This is a genomic window from Mycobacterium sp. TH-M82 (assembly GCF_057473605.1).
Genome location: NZ_JBYCKY010000347.1, coordinates 1 through 20,073 on the forward strand (window position 1 = coordinate 1; position 20,073 = coordinate 20,073).

General features: G+C 69.1%; 15 protein-coding genes and 4 pseudogenes. 10 read left to right on the forward strand and 9 right to left on the reverse strand.

Annotation, left to right across the window (positions count from 1 at the left end):
- The first annotated feature begins 59 nt into the window (after nt 1-59).
- Together AC2VON_RS10655 and nbtC are read left to right on the forward strand one after the other, a co-directional pair.
- The gene (locus AC2VON_RS10655) at nt 60-1,325 is read left to right on the forward strand and encodes a beta-ketoacyl [acyl carrier protein] synthase domain-containing protein (RefSeq protein ID WP_486952938.1); all 1,266 of its coding nucleotides are present in this window, start codon (nt 60-62) and stop codon (nt 1,323-1,325) included.
- A gap of 2 nt (nt 1,326-1,327) precedes the next feature.
- Nucleotides 1,328-4,330, forward strand: coding sequence for a nocobactin polyketide synthase NbtC (gene nbtC / locus AC2VON_RS10660; protein WP_486952927.1), 3,003 nt, complete (start codon nt 1,328-1,330; stop codon nt 4,328-4,330).
- Nucleotides 4,331-4,378: 48 nt separating this feature from the next.
- Here the strand turns inward: nbtC and mbtG are convergent, their stop codons facing one another.
- A complete protein-coding gene (mbtG, locus tag AC2VON_RS10665; RefSeq protein WP_486952928.1) occupies nt 4,379-5,689 on the reverse strand; it encodes an NADPH-dependent L-lysine N(6)-monooxygenase MbtG in 1,311 nt (436 codons plus the stop codon).
- 118 nt (nt 5,690-5,807) lie between these two features.
- Here mbtG and AC2VON_RS10670 point away from each other — a divergent pair, with 118 nt between their 5' ends.
- Nucleotides 5,808-7,493, forward strand: coding sequence for a (2,3-dihydroxybenzoyl)adenylate synthase (locus AC2VON_RS10670; protein ID WP_486952929.1), 1,686 nt, complete (start codon nt 5,808-5,810; stop codon nt 7,491-7,493).
- A 51-nt stretch (nt 7,494-7,544) separates the two neighbouring features.
- On the opposite strand, the gene AC2VON_RS10675 is transcribed toward AC2VON_RS10670, so the two are convergent.
- The gene (locus AC2VON_RS10675; protein ID WP_486952930.1) at nt 7,545-8,729 is read right to left on the reverse strand and encodes an NAD(P)/FAD-dependent oxidoreductase; all 1,185 of its coding nucleotides are present in this window, start codon (nt 8,727-8,729) and stop codon (nt 7,545-7,547) included.
- Nucleotides 8,730-8,838: 109 nt separating this feature from the next.
- On the opposite strand from AC2VON_RS10675, the gene AC2VON_RS10680 reads away from it, so the two are divergent.
- Both AC2VON_RS10680 and AC2VON_RS10685 read left to right on the forward strand, forming a co-directional pair.
- Nucleotides 8,839-9,759, forward strand: a complete 921-nt coding sequence (locus AC2VON_RS10680) for a ferritin-like domain-containing protein (protein ID WP_486952931.1) — start codon at nt 8,839-8,841, stop codon at nt 9,757-9,759.
- A 29-nt stretch (nt 9,760-9,788) separates the two neighbouring features.
- A pseudogene (locus tag AC2VON_RS10685) lies at nt 9,789-10,238 on the forward strand (NAD(P)/FAD-dependent oxidoreductase); the annotation flags it as partial.
- A 39-nt stretch (nt 10,239-10,277) separates the two neighbouring features.
- Here the strand turns inward: AC2VON_RS10685 and hemW are convergent.
- From hemW to AC2VON_RS10700, 3 genes are read right to left on the reverse strand one after another with little or no spacing between them, the layout of a single operon-like run.
- A complete protein-coding gene (gene hemW, locus AC2VON_RS10690; protein ID WP_486952932.1) occupies nt 10,278-11,450 on the reverse strand; it encodes a radical SAM family heme chaperone HemW in 1,173 nt (390 codons plus the stop codon).
- Between the two features lie 30 nt (nt 11,451-11,480).
- Nucleotides 11,481-11,870: a transglycosylase family protein gene (locus AC2VON_RS10695; protein ID WP_486952933.1), complete on the reverse strand. Its 390-nt coding sequence runs from the start codon at nt 11,868-11,870 to the stop codon at nt 11,481-11,483.
- A complete protein-coding gene (locus tag AC2VON_RS10700) occupies nt 11,867-12,415 on the reverse strand; it encodes an Mce protein (RefSeq protein WP_486952939.1) in 549 nt (182 codons plus the stop codon). Before AC2VON_RS10700 ends, AC2VON_RS10695 begins: the two co-directional genes overlap by 4 nt.
- A gap of 114 nt (nt 12,416-12,529) precedes the next feature.
- On the opposite strand from AC2VON_RS10700, the gene AC2VON_RS10705 reads away from it, so the two are divergent.
- The 4 genes and pseudogenes from AC2VON_RS10705 (at nt 12,530) to AC2VON_RS10720 (ending at nt 14,560) form a co-directional block, all read left to right on the forward strand.
- Complete coding sequence (locus AC2VON_RS10705; protein WP_486952934.1) at nt 12,530-12,625, forward strand: Ms4527A family Cys-rich leader peptide; 96 nt, start codon at nt 12,530-12,532, stop codon at nt 12,623-12,625.
- A 111-nt stretch (nt 12,626-12,736) separates the two neighbouring features.
- A pseudogene (locus tag AC2VON_RS10710) lies at nt 12,737-13,000 on the forward strand (nitrite/sulfite reductase); the annotation flags it as partial.
- A 95-nt stretch (nt 13,001-13,095) separates the two neighbouring features.
- The gene (locus AC2VON_RS10715) at nt 13,096-13,794 is read left to right on the forward strand and encodes a phosphoadenylyl-sulfate reductase (RefSeq protein ID WP_486952935.1); all 699 of its coding nucleotides are present in this window, start codon (nt 13,096-13,098) and stop codon (nt 13,792-13,794) included.
- A 58-nt stretch (nt 13,795-13,852) separates the two neighbouring features.
- Nucleotides 13,853-14,560 (forward strand): sirohydrochlorin chelatase, encoded by a 708-nt coding sequence (locus AC2VON_RS10720; protein ID WP_486952936.1) that lies wholly within the window; start codon nt 13,853-13,855, stop codon nt 14,558-14,560.
- Between the two features lie 41 nt (nt 14,561-14,601).
- Here AC2VON_RS10720 and AC2VON_RS10725 read toward each other — a convergent pair.
- The 3 genes and pseudogenes from AC2VON_RS10725 to AC2VON_RS10735 form a co-directional block, all read right to left on the reverse strand.
- A pseudogene (locus AC2VON_RS10725) lies at nt 14,602-14,721 on the reverse strand (molybdate ABC transporter permease subunit); the annotation flags it as partial.
- 38 nt (nt 14,722-14,759) lie between these two features.
- Complete coding sequence (locus AC2VON_RS10730) at nt 14,760-15,743, reverse strand: extracellular solute-binding protein (RefSeq protein WP_486952940.1); 984 nt, start codon at nt 15,741-15,743, stop codon at nt 14,760-14,762.
- A gap of 153 nt (nt 15,744-15,896) precedes the next feature.
- Nucleotides 15,897-16,127 carry a hypothetical protein gene (locus AC2VON_RS10735; RefSeq protein WP_486952941.1) on the reverse strand — a complete coding sequence of 77 codons (231 nt, stop codon included), beginning with the start codon at nt 16,125-16,127 and terminating at the stop codon, nt 15,897-15,899.
- A gap of 234 nt (nt 16,128-16,361) precedes the next feature.
- Here AC2VON_RS10735 and AC2VON_RS10740 point away from each other — a divergent pair.
- Nucleotides 16,362-18,266 (forward strand): annotated as a pseudogene (locus AC2VON_RS10740) (glycoside hydrolase family 15 protein); the annotation flags it as partial.
- Nucleotides 18,267-18,352: 86 nt separating this feature from the next.
- On the opposite strand, the gene lepA reads toward AC2VON_RS10740, so the two are convergent.
- On the reverse strand, nt 18,353-20,073 hold a 1,721-nt coding region (gene lepA / locus AC2VON_RS10745), incomplete at its 5' end, for a translation elongation factor 4 (RefSeq protein ID WP_486952937.1).

Here is a 20,073-nt window from a genome sequence, read left to right on the forward strand (position 1 = left end):
TTGGCGTGAGTGACGTCGAATCTGCAACCCCAGCAGCCGATCCGGTCGTCATCGCCGGAATGGCCGTCGAGGCGCCCGGCGGCATCGACAGCCCCGCCGCGCTGTGGTCGGCGCTCACCGAGTCCCGGGAGCTGCTCACCCCGTTCCCCCGGGACCGCGGCTGGCCGGTGGAAGACCTCCTCTCGGCGTCCCGGCTCGACGGCTGGGGACGGGTCTGCGACACGGGCGGATTCCTCACCGGCGCAGCGATGTTCGACCCAGCCCAGTTCGGCATCACCCATCGCGAAGCGCTGGTGATGCATCCGCAGCAGCGGGTGGCGATGCGGGTGGCGTGGAAGGCCCTGGAGAACTCCGGGATCAATCCGGATGCCCTCGCCGGTTCCGACGGCGGCTGCTTCGTCGGGATGTCGATGACGGAGTACGGTCCACGCACAGCGCAGGCCGACGTCTACACCGGCCACCGGACCGTCGGCATGGGCCAGCTCGGGGGTGCCGCCCGCATCTCACACAGCCTCGGCCTGGTCGGACCGTCGATATCGGTCGACTCGGCGTGTGCATCGTCGTTGACCGCGCTGCAGTTGGCCGCCAACGCGGTTGCGTTGCAGGAGTGCGAGTGGGCGCTGGCCGGCGGCGTGTGCGTGCTGGGAGCACCGACGGCTTTCTACGAGTTCGCGCGGCTCAACGCGCTCTCCGACGACGGCCACTGCCGGGCCTACGCCGACGACGCCACCGGCACCGTCTGGGGTGAGGGCGCCGGCATGGTGCTGGTCGAACGCCAGTCACGGGCAAGCCAACTCGGCCACGACGTCTACGGAAGCATCCTGGCCATCCGCACCAACCACAACGGCAGGGGCAAGCCGATCCTGGCTCCCCGGGTACGAGCACAGCAGCAGCTCATCGGCAAAACACTCGACGCCGCGGGCATCGAAGCCGCCGACGTGGGCATGATCGAGGGGCACGGCACCGCGACCCCGGCCGGCGACCCGGTGGAACTGCTCGCGCTGTTCCAGGCATACGGCGCGGCGGGATCCACCGCGCTGCTGGGCTCGATCAAGTCCAACGCCGGACATGCCCAGGCCGCCTCCGGGCTGCTCGGGCTGATCAAACTCCTGCTCGCGGGCCGGCACGGCGACATTCCACCAACCCTGTTCTCGGAGAACCCCACCCGGAAGCTGGACTGGGACCTGGTCGGGATGCGGCTGGCCACCAAGGTGCACCGGTGGGAACCGAAAAACGGTGTCCGCTACGGTGCGGTGTCGTCGTTCGGCGCAGGCGGTGCCAACGCGCACGCCATCATCGAGATGCCGGCCGGCACACCGGGGTGAACGTGACGAGCTGCACCTACCTCCTACCCAACGGCGCGGTTCCGGTGCTGCTGAGCGCGGCGACCGCCGACCTGGTGCGCCGCCAAGCAGCCGACGTATGGGGTTATGCCACCGCACATCCCGAGGTCGCACCGCGGGCGATCGCCACAATGCTGTTCCGGACCCGCTCAGCCCGCCCGCACCGGGCGCTGGCCATGGTGACCAGCAACGACGAGCTGCTCACCGCGCTGCGGGCGATCGCCGACGGCCGCGAGCACCCCGCCGTGGTGGCCACCACCGCGCCCGCCGTGCCGCGCCGGGTCGGCTACGTCTTCCCCGGCCAGGGCGGCCAGCGTCCCGGGATGGGACGCCTGTGCTACGAACTGTTGCCGGCGTTTCGGGCCGAGGCGGATCGCTGCGCCGAGGCGTTCCGGGCGGAGACGGGTGCATCGCCGCTGGATTACCTGCTGGCCGAAGATCATCCGGGCGCCGACACCGCTTTGGGTGTCCAGCCCGCGTTGTTCACCCAGATGGCGGCGTTGGCTGCGACGTGGCGCTCGTTCGGGGTGGCCCCGAACGCCGCGATCGGCCACAGCCAGGGCGAGATCGCCGCCGCCTATGTATCCGGTGCGGTCAGCCTGGCCGACGCGGTGCGCGTCGTCGCCATCCGTGCCCGGGCCGCCGACGAGTTCGGCTCCGGTGACCACGCGATGGCTGCCGTCGCCGCCGACCGGGGCACTTGCGAAGACATCCTGGCCCGGTGTTCGGGCTTCGCGGAGCTGGCGGTGATCAATTCACCCGGTATGGCCGGGATCTCGGGTGAGCGAGCCACCGCACGCGACATCGTGGACACGCTCACCGGGCGGGGGGTGTTCGCCAAACTCATCGGTGTGCACTATCCCGCGCACACCAGCCTGATCAACCGGATCGGTGACACGGTGCGCGCGCAGATGCAGCGGCGGCTGGACAATCCAACGCTGCTGGAACCGAACATCGCCTGCCTGGGCGGTACGCTCGGCGGTCCGCTCCCACCTGACGTGCCCGCCGACCAGTACTGGTTCTGGAACCTGCGCAACATCGTGCGCTTCGACCAGGCGATCTCGGCCGCCGTCCGGCTCGGCATCGACACGTTCGTCGAGCTCGCCGTCCACCCGGCGCTGCGGCCGGCCATCGAAGACAACCTCGCGGCTCTGAAGGCCGGCGACGACCCGGCCCTGGTGGTCGGCACCTCGAGTCGCGACGCCGGCGACCTGGGCGAGCTGACGCGTAACCTCGCGGTGCTGACGGTCAACGACCTGGACTACCCGTGGGGGTGCCTGGCCGTCGAGGCGGTCGGCCCGCCGCCGTTGCCCCTGGCCGATTTCCCCAACACCCGGATGGACGAGGTCGCGTTGTGGCTGCCCTACGACGGCGAACGGCCGGAACCGGCCGGGCCGACGGCGCAGACCGGACAGCCACGGCTGCTCACCGAAGACTGGGTGCGGCTGGCCCGCCGCACCCTGGTGCCGCCGCGGGCCGTCGCCATCGTCGACCACACCGGAGGTTGCGCAGCGCTGGCCGCCGCCCTCTGCGGTGCCGCCGGCGATATCGGCGCCACTGCGCGCCTGTTGGACCCGAATGACCGCGGCGCCCACGACACCTGCGTCATCCTGTTGCCGGAGTCCCCGACCCGAGACGACGCCGCCGCGGCCGCCGCCGTCTCGGCGTTCTTCGCCGATGGCACGTGGTGGCCGGGGACACTCGGACCGATCACCGACTGCTGGCTGGTGACGGTCGGCGGTGAGTGGGTGGCCGGCGACGATCCCGCCCCCGATCCGGTGCATGCGGCGGCCAGTGCCGGATTCCGCTGCATCGGGACCGAACACCCGGGTGTGCGATTTCGGCACCTCGACCTGCCCGCCCGACCGGCACCCACAGAGTCGGCGGCAGCGATCCTGGCGGCGCTGCACACCCGAGATGAGACCGAGCTGGCGCTGCGCGGCGGCGGGCTCTACGCCAAACGCATGGTCGAACAGACCCCCGGCGCCGGACCCGACACCGGACCCCCGCAACATGTGCTCATCCTCGGCGGCACCGGAAATCTCGGCCTGGAGTTCTGTGAGCACTTCGCCCGCCGGGGTGCTGCGCGGATCACCCTGGTCAGCAGGTCCGGCGAGGCCGGCAACGCCGCGGACCGGCTGCGCCGGATCCGTTCGGCCACCTCGACGCGGATCGACGTCGCCCGCTGTGACATCGGCGACGCGGCAGCGGTGCCGCGGCTGGTCGAGCGGTACGGCGACGCACCCGCAGACATGATCGTGCACGCCGCCATGGTGTACTCGGACCTGGAGTTCGCTGCCGTCACCGCCGAGCAGGCCGATCGGGTGTTGCGGGCCAAGGTGATCGGCATCTGGCAGGTGCTGGGGGCATTTCCGCGAACCCGCGACTGCCGGGTGGTGCTGTGCTCGTCGGTGGCGGCCACGATCGGCGGCCGCGGCCAGATCGTCTACGCGGCGGCCAATCGGATGCTCGACGCGATGGCGCACCGCCTTCGGGACGAGGGTCTGGACTGCGTCTGTGTGCAGTGGGGCCAGTGGACGGTCCTCGATCTCGATCCTGCCGGACAGGCGAAGCTGACCGCCACCGGCCTGCTGGCGATGCGTCCGGCGGATGCGCTCGCAGTGGGTATGACCGGTACCCACGGCAACGTCGTCGTCGCGGCGTTCGACCTGGCCCGGACCGAACCGGTGCTGGCGGCCTACGGTTACCGCCCGCTGCTGTCGCAGCTGGCCGCGCCGGGCGCCCCCGCACCCGCCGTGGCAACCGACCTGCGCCGGCGACTGATGAGCATGCTGGCCGGCGCCATCGGCACAGACGGCGCCGGCGCCATCGACGTGGCCACACCCCTGGTCGCGCTCGGCCTGGATTCGTTACAGGCACTCGAGTTTCGCCGCCGGGTCAAGACCGAGCTCAACCACGACCTCGACGTGGCGGAACTCTTGAGCGGGGCGTCCCTCGCCGACGTGCTGGCCCACCTGGACGCGTAGCCGCTGATCCGCGGGCTCGGCGGAGCCGGTGGGGTCGGTGGATTCGCGTCAAACCGATTGGTAGGCACTGCCTTTGTCCGCCGGCGGATCGGCGGCGCTGATTTCTGCGCCCAGCACACGGTCGGACAGCAGCCCCAGGCAGCTCAGATTCGGAAAACCCGGCCCCTCGTTGAGGCCGGCCAGATTCGGCAGCACCAGCTTCGGTACGAAGCCCGCGACGGACAGGCCGTAGTCGATGGACTCCTCCAGCCGCTCGGCGGTCAGCGGCCCGTCCAGCAACGACTCCAGGCTGGCCAGGGCGTCACGGCTCAGCAGCGGCAGAAACCAGAGCGGGTCGACGCCGGAGCCGTCGACGATCAGGTCGAAGCCGTACGTGTCCTCGGCCCCCGCGGCGCCGTTGCCACGCGCCGGTGGCGCCGGACCGTCGGTATGCAAGGTGATCCAGATCTGATCGTCGCGACTGGCTACCCGGGTGACGCGCCCGCGCAGGTGTTTGATCCGCTCGTCGGCCAGCAGCGACTCCTGCACCCGCGCGGAGAACACGCCGCGGTCGGTGCGCGCGATGCAGTCACGCCGTTCGGCGGCGCTGAGGCTGCGCCACCCGGTGGGGTCGGAGAACAGCGAGTTCTCGAAGTAGCCCTCGCCCCGGGTGAACAGGGTCGGCTGCGGCGAGATCGCGGCGATCGTCGAAACCCGGTGGTGGAAAAGCTCGTTGAGTATCGATGCGGCGGTCTCGCCGCCGCCGATCACCGCGACGTTCTTTGCGACGATGCGGTCCCGGCATACGGCGCGCCGCCAGAACTGCGCGATCGACAGCACTCTCGGGTCACCGGAGAGGATGGACCGCTCGGACTGGCCTGGGCCGGTGACCATCAGCGTGTCGGCGGCCAGTCGGCAATCGTGCGTCTGCAGCACCCAGCGCGATCCGTCGATGGCGATCTTGATCAGCTCCCCGCGGACGACTTTCAACCCCGTCACTTCGGCGACCCAGCGCAGGTACCCCGCCCAGGTGTCGTGCGCCGGCGCCGGCCTGCCCCGGTCCACCCAGCCGACGAACTGGTCGGTGGCGACCAAATAGGACTGCCAGCTCCAGCGCGTCATCTGTTCGTCGAGCGTGCCGTTGCGGCCGGGCAGCACAGCCGAGCGGTACGGAAAGCCGACGTCCTTTTCCGGGCTGGTGCCCAACCGCTGCCGGCCGTCCGTCCAGCCGCCCTCGGCTCGCCAGTTGGCGGCCACCCCGGCCCGCTCAACGGCGACGACATCCACTGTGTCGACGCCCATCTGACGCAACGCCGCCGCTTTGGCGGCCACCGCCACGGCTTTCGCGCCAGCTCCCACGATCGCCAGCGTCCGGCTCATCGCAATCCCACGAGCACATCCCTAACAATTAGCCCAGGCTGTCCTAACTTTGTGTAGGCTACACGATGGTCTCCGAGGTGTTCGAACCGATTACCCAATCCCCGCAGGGAGCTGCCGAGTGGCCGTCACCTTTCCCGAGCTGCCCGAGTTCGCGGCGCAACCGCAGCCGGCCGGTTTCGTGCCGTTTCCGCCACTGCGGGCGGCCGGTTACCGCGCTGCGGGCTACTGGGCCGGTCACCGGGTCGGTTCGTTGTTGCGAAAAGCCGCGGCACGCTGGCCGGACCGCGTCGCCGTCGCGGACGCCACCGGCAGCTACAGCTACGCCGAACTGGACGAACTCGCCACCAGGGGGGCCGCCGGGTTCGCCGCCCTCGATGTCGAACCCGGCGACCGGATGCTGGTTGCGCTGCCCAACTCGTCGGGGTTCGCGGTCGTGCTGTTCGCCTTGCTGCGGGCCGGGGCCATCCCGGTGCTGTGCCTGCCGGGGCATCGGCTGGCCGAGCTCGGACACTTCGCCGAGGTCAGCGGGGCGGTCGGCCTGGTCATCACCGACACGGGTGGCGGGTTCGACTACCGGCTGCTGGCCCAACGGCTGACCGCGGCGCATCCCCGCGTGCGCCACGTCGTCGTCGACGGCGACCCGGGTCCGTTCGTCGGGCTTGCCGCACTGCTCGCCGCGCACCCACGACAGGACCGGCAGCAGAGTAGTCCTGGCGACGCCGGCACCGCGCTTCCGGCGTTGCTGCTGGTGTCGGGCGGCACCACCGGACTACCCAAGCTCATCGGCCGCACGCACGACGACTACGTCTACAACGCCACCGCCAGCGCCGAGCTGTGCCGGCTCACCGGCGACGACGTCTACCTGGCTGTCTTGCCGGCGGCGCACAACTTCGCGCTGGCCTGCCCCGGCCTGCTCGGCGCGGTCAGCGTCGGCGCTACCACCGTGTTCGCCGATGACCCCAGCCCCGAAGCGGCCTTCGCCGCCATCGCCCGCCACGGCGTCACGGTCACCGCGCTGGTGCCGTCCCTGGCCAAGCTGTGGGCACAGGCCTGCGACTGGGAGCCGGTCACGCCGGCGTCGCTGCGGCTGCTGCAGGTGGGCGGCGCCAAGCTGGCCCCCGAGGACGCCCGCCGGATCCGTGCCGCCCTGACCCCCGGCCTGCAGCAGGTGTTCGGAATGGCCGAGGGACTGCTCACCTTCACTCGCCTCGACGACCCCGACGAGCTGGTGGAGACCACTCAGGGGCGCCCCCTGTGCGAGGCCGACGAGCTGCGGGTGGTCGACGACGCCGGCGCCGAGGTTCCCGCCGGTGCGGAGGGCGAGCTGCTGGTGCGCGGTCCCTACACCATCAACGGCTACTTTCGCGACGAGGCCGCCGATCGGCGATCGTTCACACCGGACGGTTATTACCGCACCGGAGATCGGGTCCGGCGGTTCGCCGACGGCTACCTGCAGGTCATCGGGCGCATCAAAGACGTCATCAACCGGGGCGGTGAGACCGTCGCCGCGGGCGACCTGGAGGGGCACCTGTTGGCCCACCCGGCGGTCCGCGCCGTGGCGGCGGTGCCGCTGCCCGACGAGCACCTGGGCGAACGGATCTGCGCTGCCGTGGTCTTCGACGGCCCACCGGTGAGTCTGGCGGAACTGAACCGCCACCTCGACAGCCGCGGGGTGGCCACCCACACCCGAGCCGACACCCTGGTGGTGCTGCCGGCGCTGCCCACCACCGCGGTCGGCAAGATCGACAAAAAAGCGATCATCGAGCATGCCCGGACCGACGCCGGCCCGCAGGGTTGCCGGTAGGCATCTCGCCGGCGTCGATGTGGGCGCCGACCGGTCACGCCGGATCGGTCGCTACCGCCCCGACAGCGTGCTCTCCCAGAACAGCAGGCGCGCACGCAGTCTCGGATGGCTCATGGTGTCCAGCACCTTGAGCCCGGCGCCGGTCAGCGCCGGGATGCCGACCAGCTTGTGGAAGAACCGGCCGCGACGGTATTCCTTGCCCCAGGTCGCCTGGATCACCTGCTCGTAGTTGGTGAAGTCGCCGGGCCCGCCGTTGAGCAGCGCCGCGACCGCACACTCACCGGCGGCCAGCCCGGACTGCAGCGCCTTGGAGATGCCTGCGCCCGACACCGGCCTGGCCGCGCCCAGCGCGTCGCCGGCGAAGAGCACGCCGGGCCGCCACGGCGGCCAGGCGTTGAAGCCCATCGGCAGCCGCCACGCCTGCAGCGCCTTCGATATCTGCAGCTCGCCGATGCCCGGCAGCTCCCAATCGGTGGGCAGGGTGGCCAGGAATTCGCCGAGAAACGCGGTGGCGTTGATCTGCTGCCAGTTCTTGTAGCTGTTGACATAGCCCAGCCCGATGTTGACCCGGCCCCCGCCGAGCGGGAACACCCAGCCGTAGCCGGGCAGCTGGTCGCCGCGGAACCGCAGCTTGAGGTAGATGTCCAGGCTGTCGGCGTCCGGGCGGTTGGCCACCATCTCGGCGCGGATCGCGATCGCGGAGTAGCCGTTGTAGCGCGAGGTCAGCTTGAGCCCGCGTTTGACCGGCGAGTAGGTGCCGTCGGCGGCGATCACCGCGTCGGCCCGCACCTGCTCGCCGCTTTTGAGCGTCACGCCGGTGACCTGCCCGTCGTCGTCGAGGATGGGGCCGACGACCTCGACGGACTGGCGCACCTCGGCTCCCGCGGCCTCGGCGTTCTTGAGCAGCAGCGTGTCCAGCTCGCGCCGGGATATGCCGTGGCCGTGGTCGGGCATGCCGGGGCGGCGCGGGAAGGACAGCTCCCACTGGCTGGGGCTGAAGATCATGGCCCGGTTGATCCGGTGAAACTTGTCGATCTCGTCGGCCAGACCCATTTTCTGCAGGTAGCCGGTGGCGCGCGGAGTCAGGCCGTCGCCGCACGGCTTGTCGCGCGGAAACTCGGCCTTGTCCAGGACAACCACCCGGGCCCCGGTCTGGGCGGCCCGCCACGCCGCGGCCGAACCCGCCGGCCCGCCGCCGGCTATCGCCACGTCATATCGTCGGGTCGCGCCCGCCATGAATCGCCCCTCCTGTAAGCAGCGACTAGGAGCATACCGGCGCAGGATTGGCACCAGCCGGGCCGCATCGGCGTTGACGACTGCCGTCATTTGTTGTTGACTGCCGCCGATGGCTATTGACATGGACGTCATGCTCGCCAAAGTCAAAGACCGGCAGTGGGCGCTGGCCGACATCGACTGGGACGCGCCCGGAGCCGAGATGATCCGGCCCGAGTTGCGGCCCAAGCTGACGGCGTTCATGGCCGACCTGTGCTGGATCGAGAACATCGGCGCCCGCGGCTTCGCGGCAATGGCGCGCAAGGCCCCCACCAAGACCCTCGCCGACATCTACCGGTACTTCCACGCCGAGGAGCAACGCCACGCCAACGCGCAGCTGGCGCTGATGAAACGCTGGGGGATGCTCGGCGACGGCGAAATCCCCGAACCCAACGTCCACATCCGGCTGGCGACGCAGTGGCTGGACCACTACTCCGACGGCATGCCGTTGTCGGTGTTGGGCACCATCATCCCCATGCTGGAGGTGACACTGGACGGCGCGCTGCTGAAGTTTCTGCTCGACGAGGTCGACGACCCCGTGTGCCACCAGGTGTTCGAGAAGATCAACAGTGACGAATCCCGACACATCGCCGTGGACTTCGAGGTGCTCGAGATGATCGGGCACCGAAAGGCCCGCAAGCTGGCGATCGACTTCGTCCGCAAGGTCGCCTCCCCCGGGCTGGTCGTCGGTGTACTGCTGGGCATCACGCTGTTCAGCCGGGTGCGCGACGAAATCATCGGCATGGGGCTGGACCCCGAGCGGTTTCACGCCGCATTGATGCGGTTTCAGAAGTTCGGCGACCGCGGCGAGCGCACCCGGCGGATACCGTCGTACCGGATTGTCAGGCGCTACACCACCATGGTCACCAACCCGGCCAGCAGGTATCACCGGCTGGCCGACCCCGCGGTAAGGCTCTCCGCCCGCTACCCGAAGCGGCTGCTCAAGGCGGCTCCGAGCTGGTTCAACGAGATCACCTACCACCCGGTGGCGTGACCATGGGTCAGACCGGCCTGGCAGACATGCGCGGCGTCGACTCCTATGCGGGCCACAAGGTCCACGGGCCCGACTGGCGCAGCTATGACTTCACCGGCATGCGGGTCGGTGTCATCGATGCCGGAACCGGTGCCATTGCGATCGTCCCCGAACTGGTCAAGCGAGCCGAATTCGTCAAACTGTTCCAGCGCACCCCGAGCTGGGTGCTGCCCCAGCAGGTGTTCGCGGGCGTGCCGGCGCTGGGCCGGCAGCTGGCCAGGGTCCACCTGCGCCTGATGGTCAAAGATCCGTGGCTGCGACGCCAGCTCACCCCCAGCCCGGTCCAGGATTGCCGACACATCCTGGTGTCCGCCGACTACTATCCCGCGCTGCAGCGCGACAACTGCAAGCTCATCGACTGGCCGATCGCCACACTGAGCCCCGCCGGCATCCGCACCAGCGACGGCGTCGAGCACCACCTGGACGCCATTGTCTTCGCCGACTAAGGCCCGAGTGCGGAAAAGCTTATCCAGTCCCGGCTACCCGAGCAGGGTGCGCACCACGGCGTCGGCCAGCAGCCGACCGCGATCGGTGAGCACCAGCCGCTCGCCCTGCGCAACCACCAGACCGTCGGCAACCGCGACCGCGCCACGCTCCCGCTCTGCCGCGCCGAGAAGTGTCAGTGCCAGGCCCCGCCGCGTCCGCAGCCGCAGCATCACGTCCTCGGTGTGCGCGGCGGCGTCGTCAAGCTCCTCGAAACCGGCCACCGGTAGTTCGCCATCGCCGATCAGCTGCGCATAGGCATTGGGGTGCTTGATGTTCCACCAACGCATCGCGCCGACGTGGCTGTGCGCCCCCGGCCCGGCACCCCACCACTGGCCGCCGCCCCAATAGCCGAGGTTGTGGCGGCACCCTCCGCCGGGGCGGCTCCAGTTGGACACCTCGTACCAGTCCATGCCGGCCGCGCGCAGCTCTGCGTCCGCCAACTGGTAGCGGTGCGCCAGCACGTCGTCGTCGGGGGCGGCCAACTCGCCGCGCCGCACTCGCCGGGCCAGCGCCGTGCCGTCCTCGACGACCAGTCCGTAGGCGGACACATGATCGGCGCCGGACTCCAGCGCGGCGCCGAGCGAACGGCGCAGGTCGTCGTCGGATTCTCCGGGGGTGCCGTAGATGAGATCGATGTTGAGGTGTTCGAAGCCGGCGGCCAGCGCCTCGCGGGCGGCCACCACCGGCCGATGCGGCGCATGCACCCGATCCAGGACGCCCAGCACATGCGGAGCCACCGACTGCATCCCCAGCGACACCCGGGTGTAGCCGGCGGCACGGATCGCGGTGAAGAACTCCGGCGAGGTCGAGTCGGGGTTGGCCTCGGTGGTGACCTCGGCGCGGGGCGCCAGCGGAAACGCCGAGCGCACCGCGTCCAGCAGCCGGCTCAGCCGCGCACCGCCCAGCAGCGACGGCGTCCCGCCCCCGACGTACACGGTGTCGACCGTCGGCCCGCCCAGGCGCCCGGCAGCCATTTCGAGCTCCGTGCACAACGCCGCCAGCCAGGCGTCGGGGTTGACGCCACCCAACTCGGCCGGGGTGTAGGTGTTGAAGTCGCAGTATCCGCAGCGGGTCAGGCAGAAGGGCACATGCAGGTACAGTCCGAGCGGGCGCCGGGGAGCCAACGCAACGTCAGGCAGGCGGACCGCCGTGGGAGATAACGTCATCAGGACCGATCATCCCACGGCCAGCCCGCCCTATGCGCTGCCCTCGAGCCGGCTGACCATGAACGTCATGAAATGCGTCAGAGACCCCACCGGCATGGCACCCTGCTGGTCACGCATCCGCGACATGCAGGTCGGCCAGGCGCCGGGCCCCTGGGTGGCCAGAATCCGGTCGGCGACCGCGACCTGCTGCGCGGGGGTGGCGTTTGCGGGTGACCCGACCCCACCGTTGGCCTCCCAGGTCGACTCCTTGATCTGCAAGCCGCCGTAGGCGCCGTTACCGGTGTTCGCCGACCAGTCGCCGCTGGATTCGCACTGAGCGACGGCCTGCCAGTTGACCTGGTCGGCGTGCGCGGCAACACCAGAAGCGGCGATTGGCACCGTGACGGCCGCGATCGCCGCCAGTCCGATAACCGGTTTCATAGCGCCTCCAAATAGCCGACCAGCCACCGGCCGTCGACCTTGTTCATCGTCATCCTCACGCGGCTGCGGTCGATCTGCGTTTCGGGAAAGTCCGTGTTGGTCACCGCCTGGTCGACGAGCAGCACAACCACCACTTTGTCTTTGCTGGCGGACTTGACCACCGAGTCGATGACGGTCCCGCGTGCCGAGGCATTCTTGGCGACCTGTACGTCCAACAGCTCTGACCGGTATTTGCCGTACATGTCCTTGAACTCGCCGGTCGCACCGTCAAGCAGGCCGTTCATGTTGCTGGCGACGGCGTCGCTGGCGGAGTCGCTGTTGAAGTTGGTCAAGGTGAACATGTACTGCTGCGCGGCGGCAAGCGCCTGCTCCGCAGCCACGTCGGTTTCGTGCTTCTGCAGCACTTGCCACCCCCCGTAGCCCGCCCCGACCAGTACAGCAACCACCACGGCAGCGGCCACCCACGTTCGGCGCTCCACCCGGCGGCGACCGGCCGTTCCATCTGGCGGCGGCGGATCAGGTGTCGTTTCGCTCGCAACATCCATGCCAAATAACCTGCCTTCCACACGGCTTTTCGGGCAGCACTCATCGTCTCGCGCAGGGGCGGGAATCTCCGTGACCGACACGCCGTGGCGAGCGGGTATGGCATAATCGGCCGAGTGATCGCCGCCCACTGCACCCAATCCGGGATTGCCCTGGTCGCCCGGCGGCACGTCGATCTCAAGCGCGTCTGCAGCTGCCGCTGTCTGCCTTAGTGCCGTAGACCTGCCCACCTGAATTTTTCCAGCTGGCTGCCGGATCTGCGCTGCCCGGACAGCCTCCGGTGAACTGCGCGGCCCAGCCGGCTCCCCTATGAAGGAGAACCGATGACCGTCACCGACTCCGTCCCCGCTTCGGACCCCCCTCCCGCCCGTCCTATTCGTAGCCGCGAGGAGGGCCAGTGGGCGGCGGGTTACCGCGAACCGCTCAACACCACCGAACGGCTCAAAAAAGACGATCCGGCGCTCAACGTGCGCGACCGGCTCGTGAACATCTATTCCCAGCTGGGTTTCGACAGCATCGACAAGGACGATCTGCGGGGACGATTCCGCTCGATGGGCGTGCACACCCAGCGCGAGCAGGGCTACGACTACATCGAGCGGGTGGTGCGCAACGTCATCAAATACCGAAACCACGGAGAGCGCTTCGCGCAGTGGGCGATCCGGGCCGACGAGGCGGACCTGCGATGAACGCGCATGAGGAGCAGCTACGCGAGCTGGCCACCCGCGGCGCGGCGGAGCTGTACGGCGCCACCCCAGCCGAGCTGTTGCACTGGACCGACCAGCATTTCCCCGGCAGCTGGGTGGCGGCGTCCAACATGGCCGACGCGGTGCTGGTGGACCTGGCCGCCAAGGTCCGTCCCGGCGTCGGGGTGATCTTCCTAGACACCGGCTACCATTTCGCGGAGACCATCGGCACCCGCGACCAGATCCAGGCGATCTACGACATCGAACTGCTCAACACCACGCCTGAACAGAGTGTGGCGCAGCAATATACGACGCACGGCAAAAACCTGTTCGCGTCCAACCCGACGCTCTGCTGCCAGCTTCGCAAGGTCGAGCCGCTGCGCAAGGCGCTGCGCGGCTACTCGGCGTGGGTGACCGGGATACGCCGGGTAGAGTCGCGGACCCGCGCGAACGCCCCGCTGATCGGCTTCGACGAGCAGTTCAAGCTGGTTAAGGTCAACCCGCTGGCGGCGTGGTCGGATGCTGACATGGCCGACTACATCGACGAGCACAATATCTTCGTCAATCCACTTGTCGGCAGCGGCTATCCGTCGATCGGCTGCGCGCCCTGCACCGCCAAGCCGGTGGCTGGTGCCGATCCGCGCAGCGGACGCTGGGTCGGGACGGCGAAAACCGAGTGCGGGCTGCACGCGTCATGAGCACTGCGCGGCCGACGATGCGGTGGGGGCACCTCCCGCTTGCGGGCGAGAGCGGCTCTTGACAACGCTGATCTTGACCGCGCACGGCAGCCGAGACCCGGGTTCCGCCGCGAATACGCGGGCGGTCGCCGGCCATCTGCGCCGAGTGGCACCGGAATTGGATGTGCGGGTGGCGTTCTGCGAACACAGCGCACCGAACCTGCGCGACGTGCTCACCGAGGTGAGCGGCGACGCCGTCGTGGTGCCCTTCCTGTTGGCCAGTGCGTATCACGCGCGGGTGGACATCCCGGCGTTGATAGCCGAGGCAGGTGCTCGGGTTCGACAGGCCGACGTGCTCGGCGAGGACGACCGGCTGCTGCAGGTGCTGGGTGAGCGGCTGAGAACGCTGGGGGTGTCGCGGTTCGACCCGGAGTTGGGGGTGCTGGTGGTTGCGGTGGGTTCGTCGAGCCCTGCCGCCAACGCACGCACATCCCGCATCGCGGGCCGGCTGAAGCACGGAACCCGCTGGGCAGGAGTCGAAGTCGCGTTCGCCAGCGGGCCGATACCATCGGTGCGACAGGCCGCGGATCGGCTGCGCGAGCGTGGTGCCGCCCGGCTGGTGCTCGCGCCGTGGTTCTTGGCGCACGGCCGGATCACCGACCGGGTCGCCGACTACGCCCGCCGCGCCGGGATTCCGATGGCCGAACCGCTGGGCGCGCATCGGCTGCTGGCCGCGACGGTGCTGGACCGCGTCGAGGAGCTACTGGCTGCCGGCATCGCAGCCTGAGGCTCATCAAATGGTCAACCTGATGCAGATGTCGGCGCAGGCGCCGGCCCCAGCGCCGGCAGCACCACGGTGCGAAAGGTCGTCGCACTCGAAGCGCCGAGCGAGACGGCGGCCTCTTCGCCGTCCCGGTCGATCTCGAGAAGCACAGGCTGGACGGCGCGCCTCCCCGTCCGGGTCGCCTCGGACAGCACCGTCGTCGTCATCTAGTGGCCCGGGTGTAGATCTTGGTGATGGCGCCGCCGTTCTTGTCGAACAGCTGCGTGTCGACGAGGTCCCAGCCGCCGAGGTCGGCGATCGTCCACAACTTCTCCGGCGCCGGCAACCCCGACGCGAACTCGGCCGCGACTTCCGGGTCGACCGGCCGGAAGCCGGCGCGAGCCCACAGCCGCTGGGCGTCGGCGGTGTACTGGAAGTTCTTGAAGGCGGTGGCGGCGTCGAGGTGGGTGCTGGTGGTCAGCACCGCCATCGGATTCTCGATCCGGAAGGTCTGCGGCGGGTTGACGTGGGCCACCGGCTTGCCCTTGCGCTCGATGGCGATCGCTTCGTTCTCGTAGCTGATCAGGACGTCGCCGCTGCCCTCGATGAAGACGTCGGTGGCCTCCCGCCCGGACCCGGGCCGCAGCTTGACATGGTCGCTGACCAATTTGTCGACGAAGTCCAGGCCGGCCCGCCGATCTTTGCCGCCGGCGCTTTTGGCGGCGTACGGAGCCAGCAGGTTCCACTTAGCCGAGCCGGAGCTCAGCGGGCTGGGGCTGATGACTTCCACCCCGGGCGCCAGCAGGTCATCCCAGCCCTGGATGTGTTTGGGATTGCCCTGGCGCACCACCAGGGTCACCACCGAACCGAACGGGATGCCCAAGGTGGCGTCTTTGTTCCAGTCGGCAGACACCTTGCCGGCTGCCACCAGCCGGGTGATGTCCGGTTCCACTGAAAAGTTCACCACGTCGGCGGGCTTCCCGTTGGCGACGCCGCGCGACTGGTCCCCCGACGCGCCGTAGGATGTCACGACCTGCACGTCGGAGCCCTGTTCGGTGTCGTTGAACGCCGGAATCACCTTGCTCCAGCCGGGTTCGGGAACCGCGTAGGCTACCAGCGTGATGCTGGTGTGCGCATCGGCTGGCCCTCCGCCGCCGACCACGTCGCTGGGACCGCCGCCGCATGCCCCAAGCAAGACCCCGGTCATGGTCAGTGCCAGCGTTCTGCGCCGACCGGCGGGTTTCGACATCGGTGTCCCTTCACTCAACAGGGCGTCAGCGGTTCAGCAACCAGGCGACGATCACCAGGACGATCAGGCCCACCAGCACCAACGTCACCTGCGAGCGCGGCATCCTGCCCATCAGCGCGCCTCGTCGTCTGCATGGCGAGCCCAGCGCGCCCGCCGCATCAACCGGATACCCCGGATACCCCGGATACCCCGGATACCATTGCCCAGCAACGTGTCCAGCGCCACCGCCAGGCCGTAGGCCAACGTCAGCGCGACCGGCATCACCACGGCGGTCTGCAGCACGAAGTCCAGCCCGGACAGCCACAGCTCCACACCATCCCACCAGTTCAGGAAGCCGACCACGGTGCCCACCCTATGCACCGTCTAATTCCCGGACTATCCGGACACGCCCGGCGGCAAGTGGACGGCGAGCAGGCAGGCCGCGATGATAGCCGCATGGTCCTGCACACTCGCTCCGCCGGTCAGGCCCACAAGAGCCCCGACCAGCAGCCCGAAGACAGGCAAGCGACCCCCGACGGATACAAACCGGCGCCGCTGGCCGTCACCGCGCCGGTGCCCTACTCGGCGATGTGGCAGTTGCGCAGCCCGTTTCCGCCGATCGCCGACTACGCGTTCCTGTCCGACTGCGAGAACACCTGCCTGATCTCCGCGGCCGGCTCGGTGGAGTGGATGTGCGTGCCGAGACCGGACTCGCCGAGCGTGTTCGGCGCGATCCTGGACCGCAGCGCCGGCCACTTCCGGCTGGGGCCCTACGGTGTGTCGGTGCCGTCGGCCCGGCGCTACCTGCCCGGCAGTCTGATCCTGGAGACCACCTGGCAGACCCACACCGGCTGGCTGATCGTTCGCGACGCGCTGGTGATGGGTCCGTGGCACGACATCGACGCACGGTCCCGCACGCACCGGCGCACCCCGATGGACTGGGATGCCGAGCACATCCTGTTGCGCAGCGCCCGGTGCGTCAGCGGCACGGTGGAGTTGGTGCTGCACTGCGAGCCGGCGTTCGACTATCACCGGATCGCCGCCAGCTGGGAGTACTCGGCCAACGCCTACGGCGAGGCCATCGCCCGGGCCAAGCACGACGCGGACGTGCATCCGACGCTACGGCTGACTACCAACCTGCGGCTCGGTCTGGAAGGCTGCGAAGCGCGGGCCCGCACCCGTCTCAAGGAGGGGCACAACGTCTTCGTCGCGCTGAGCTGGTCCACCCACCCGGCACCGCAGACCTACGAAGAGGCCTCCAGCAAACTGTGGAACACCACCGAATGCTGGCGGCAGTGGATCAACATCGGTGATTTCCCCGACCATCCGTGGCGGTCGTATCTGCAGCGCAGCGCGCTGACCCTCAAGGGCCTGACCTACTCCCCCACCGGCGCGCTGCTGGCGGCCAGCACCACCTCGCTGCCGGAAACGCCCCAGGGCGAACGCAACTGGGACTACCGCTACGCGTGGGTTCGCGATTCGACGTTCGCGCTGTGGGGCCTCTACACCCTGGGCCTCGATCGCGAGGCCGACGACTTCTTCGCGTTCATCGCCGACGTGTCCGGCGCCAACAACGACGAACCCCACCCGCTGCAGGTGATGTACGCCGTCGGCGGCGAGCGCGAGCTCGACGAAGAAGAACTGCCTCATCTGTGCGGGTATGACAACGCCCGGCCGGTGCGGGTCGGCAACGGCGCCTATCAGCAGTGCCAGCACGACATCTGGGGCATCATGTTGGACTCGGTCTACCTGCACGCCAAGTCGCGGGAACAGATCCCGGAAACGCTTTGGCCGGTGCTCAAGCAGCAGGTGGAGGAGGCCATCGAGCACTGGCGCGAACCCGACCGCGGAATCTGGGAGGTGCGCGGCGAACCGCAGCACTTCACCTCCTCGAAAGTGATGTGCTGGGTCGCGCTGGACCGCGGGTCGAAGCTCGCCGAGCTGCAGGGCGAGACCAGCTACGCCCAGCAGTGGCGGGCCATCGCCGAGGAGATCAAGGCCGACGTGCTGGCCAACGGCGTGGACTCCCGCGGCGTGCTGACCCAGCGCTACGGCAGCCAGGCGCTGGATGCCTCCCTGCTGCTGGCGGTGCTGACCCGGTTCCTGCCGCCGGACGACCCGCGGGTGCGCGCCACCGTGCTGGCCATCGCCGACGAGCTCACCGAAGACGGCCTGGTGCTGCGGTACCGGACCGAGGAGACCGACGACGGGCTGGCCGGCGGCGAGGGCACCTTCACCATCACGTCGTTCTGGCTGGTGTCGGCGCTGGTGGAGATCGGTGAGATCAGTCGAGCCAAGCATCTGTGCGAACGGTTGTTGTCGTTCGCCAGTCCGCTGCATCTCTACGCCGAGGAAATCGAGCCGCGCACCGGACGGCACCTGGGCAATTTCCCGCAGGCGTTCACCCACCTGGCGCTGATCAACGCGGTGGTGCACGTGATCCGCGCCGAGGAGGAGGCGGACAGCTCCGGAGTGTTCCAGCCCGCGAACGCGCCCGCGTAGGTCACCCGATTCGCGGCGAGTATGCACAAAATCACACGCGCGGTGCCTCCACGATGCGATTCTCTGCATGCTCACGGGTCCGGCCGCTACTTTTTGGGCTTGTCTACGCCGACCGCCCCGACTTGGGTGGACAGCGCCGCGACGAACGCCTCCGGCGGCACGTCGACCCGCCCGATGGTCTTCATCCGTTTCTTGCCCTCTTTCTGCTTCTCCAGCAGTTTGCGCTTGCGGGTGATATCGCCGCCGTAACACTTGCTCAACACGTCCTTGCGGATCGCGCGAATGTTCTCTCGGGCAATGATTTTCGATCCGATCGCGGCCTGTACGGGCACCTCGAACTGCTGACGGGGGATCAGTTCCTTCAGCCTGGCGGTCATCTTGTGGCCGTAGGCCGCCGCGGCATCTTTGTGCACGATGGCGCTGAACGCGTCGACGGCCTCGCCCTGCAGCAGGATGTCGACTTTGACCAGCGCCGCTTCACAGTCGCCGGCCTCCTCGTAGTCCATGCTGGCGTAGCCGCGGGTGCGCGACTTCAGCGCATCGAAGAAATCGAAGATGATCTCACCCAGCGGCAGGGCGTAGCGCAGCTCGACGCGCTCCGGGGACAGGTAGTCCATACCGCCGAGCACACCGCGCCGGGTTTGGCACAGCTCCATGATGGTGCCGATGAACTCGCTGGGCGCGATGATGGTGGTCTTGACCACCGGCTCGTAGACGGCGGCGATCTTGCCGGGCGGCCAGTCCGACGGGTTGGTCACGGTCACCTCGGTGCCGTCTTCTTGCACCACCCGGTAGACGACGTTCGGCGAGGTGGAGATCAGGTTCAGCCCGAATTCGCGTTCCAGCCGCTCCCGGGTGATCTCCATGTGCAGCAGGCCCAGGAAACCGCAGCGGAACCCGAAGCCCAGCGCCACCGAAGTCTCCGGCTCGTAGGTCAGCGCGGCATCGTTGAGCTGCAGTTTGTCCAGCGCATCGCGCAGATCCGGGTAGTCGGAGCCGTCGACGGGATACAGCCCGGAGTACACCATCGGCCGTGGTTCCCGGTAGCCGGTCAGCGCCTCGGTGGCAGCGTGGCGTGCGGTGGTGACGGTGTCGCCGACCTTGGACTGGCGCACATCTTTCACCCCGGTGATCAGGTAGCCGACCTCTCCGACGCCCAGCCCGGCGGTGGCTTTCGGTTCGGGTGAGACGATGCCGACCTCCAGCAGCTCGTGGGTGACGCCGGTGGACATCATCGTGATCTTCTCGCGCGGGGTGATCTTGCCGTCCACGACGCGGACGTAGGTGACCACCCCGCGATAGATGTCGTAGACGGAGTCGAAGATCAGGGCGCGGCTGGGCGCGCCGGCGTCACCGACCGGCGGCGGCACCTGCCGCACCACCTCGTCGAGCAGCGCCGGCACCCCCTCGCCGGTCTTGCCGGACACCCGCAGCACCTCGGTCGGCTCGCAGCCGACGATGTGGGCGAGCTCGGCGGCGTAGCGGTCCGGGTCGGCGGCGGGCAGGTCGATCTTGTTGAGCACCGGGATGATCGCCAGGTCGCGGTCCAGCGCCAGGTACAGGTTGGCCAGGGTCTGGGCCTCGATCCCCTGGGCGGCGTCGACTAACAGCACCGCCCCCTCGCAGGCCGCCAGCGCCCGGGACACCTCGTAGGTGAAGTCGACATGGCCGGGGGTGTCGATCAGATGCAGCACGTGGTCTTGGCCTACAACGGTCCAGGGCAGCCGCACGTTCTGCGCCTTGATGGTGATGCCGCGTTCCCGCTCGATGTCCATCCGGTCCAGGTACTGCGCGCGCATCGCGCGCT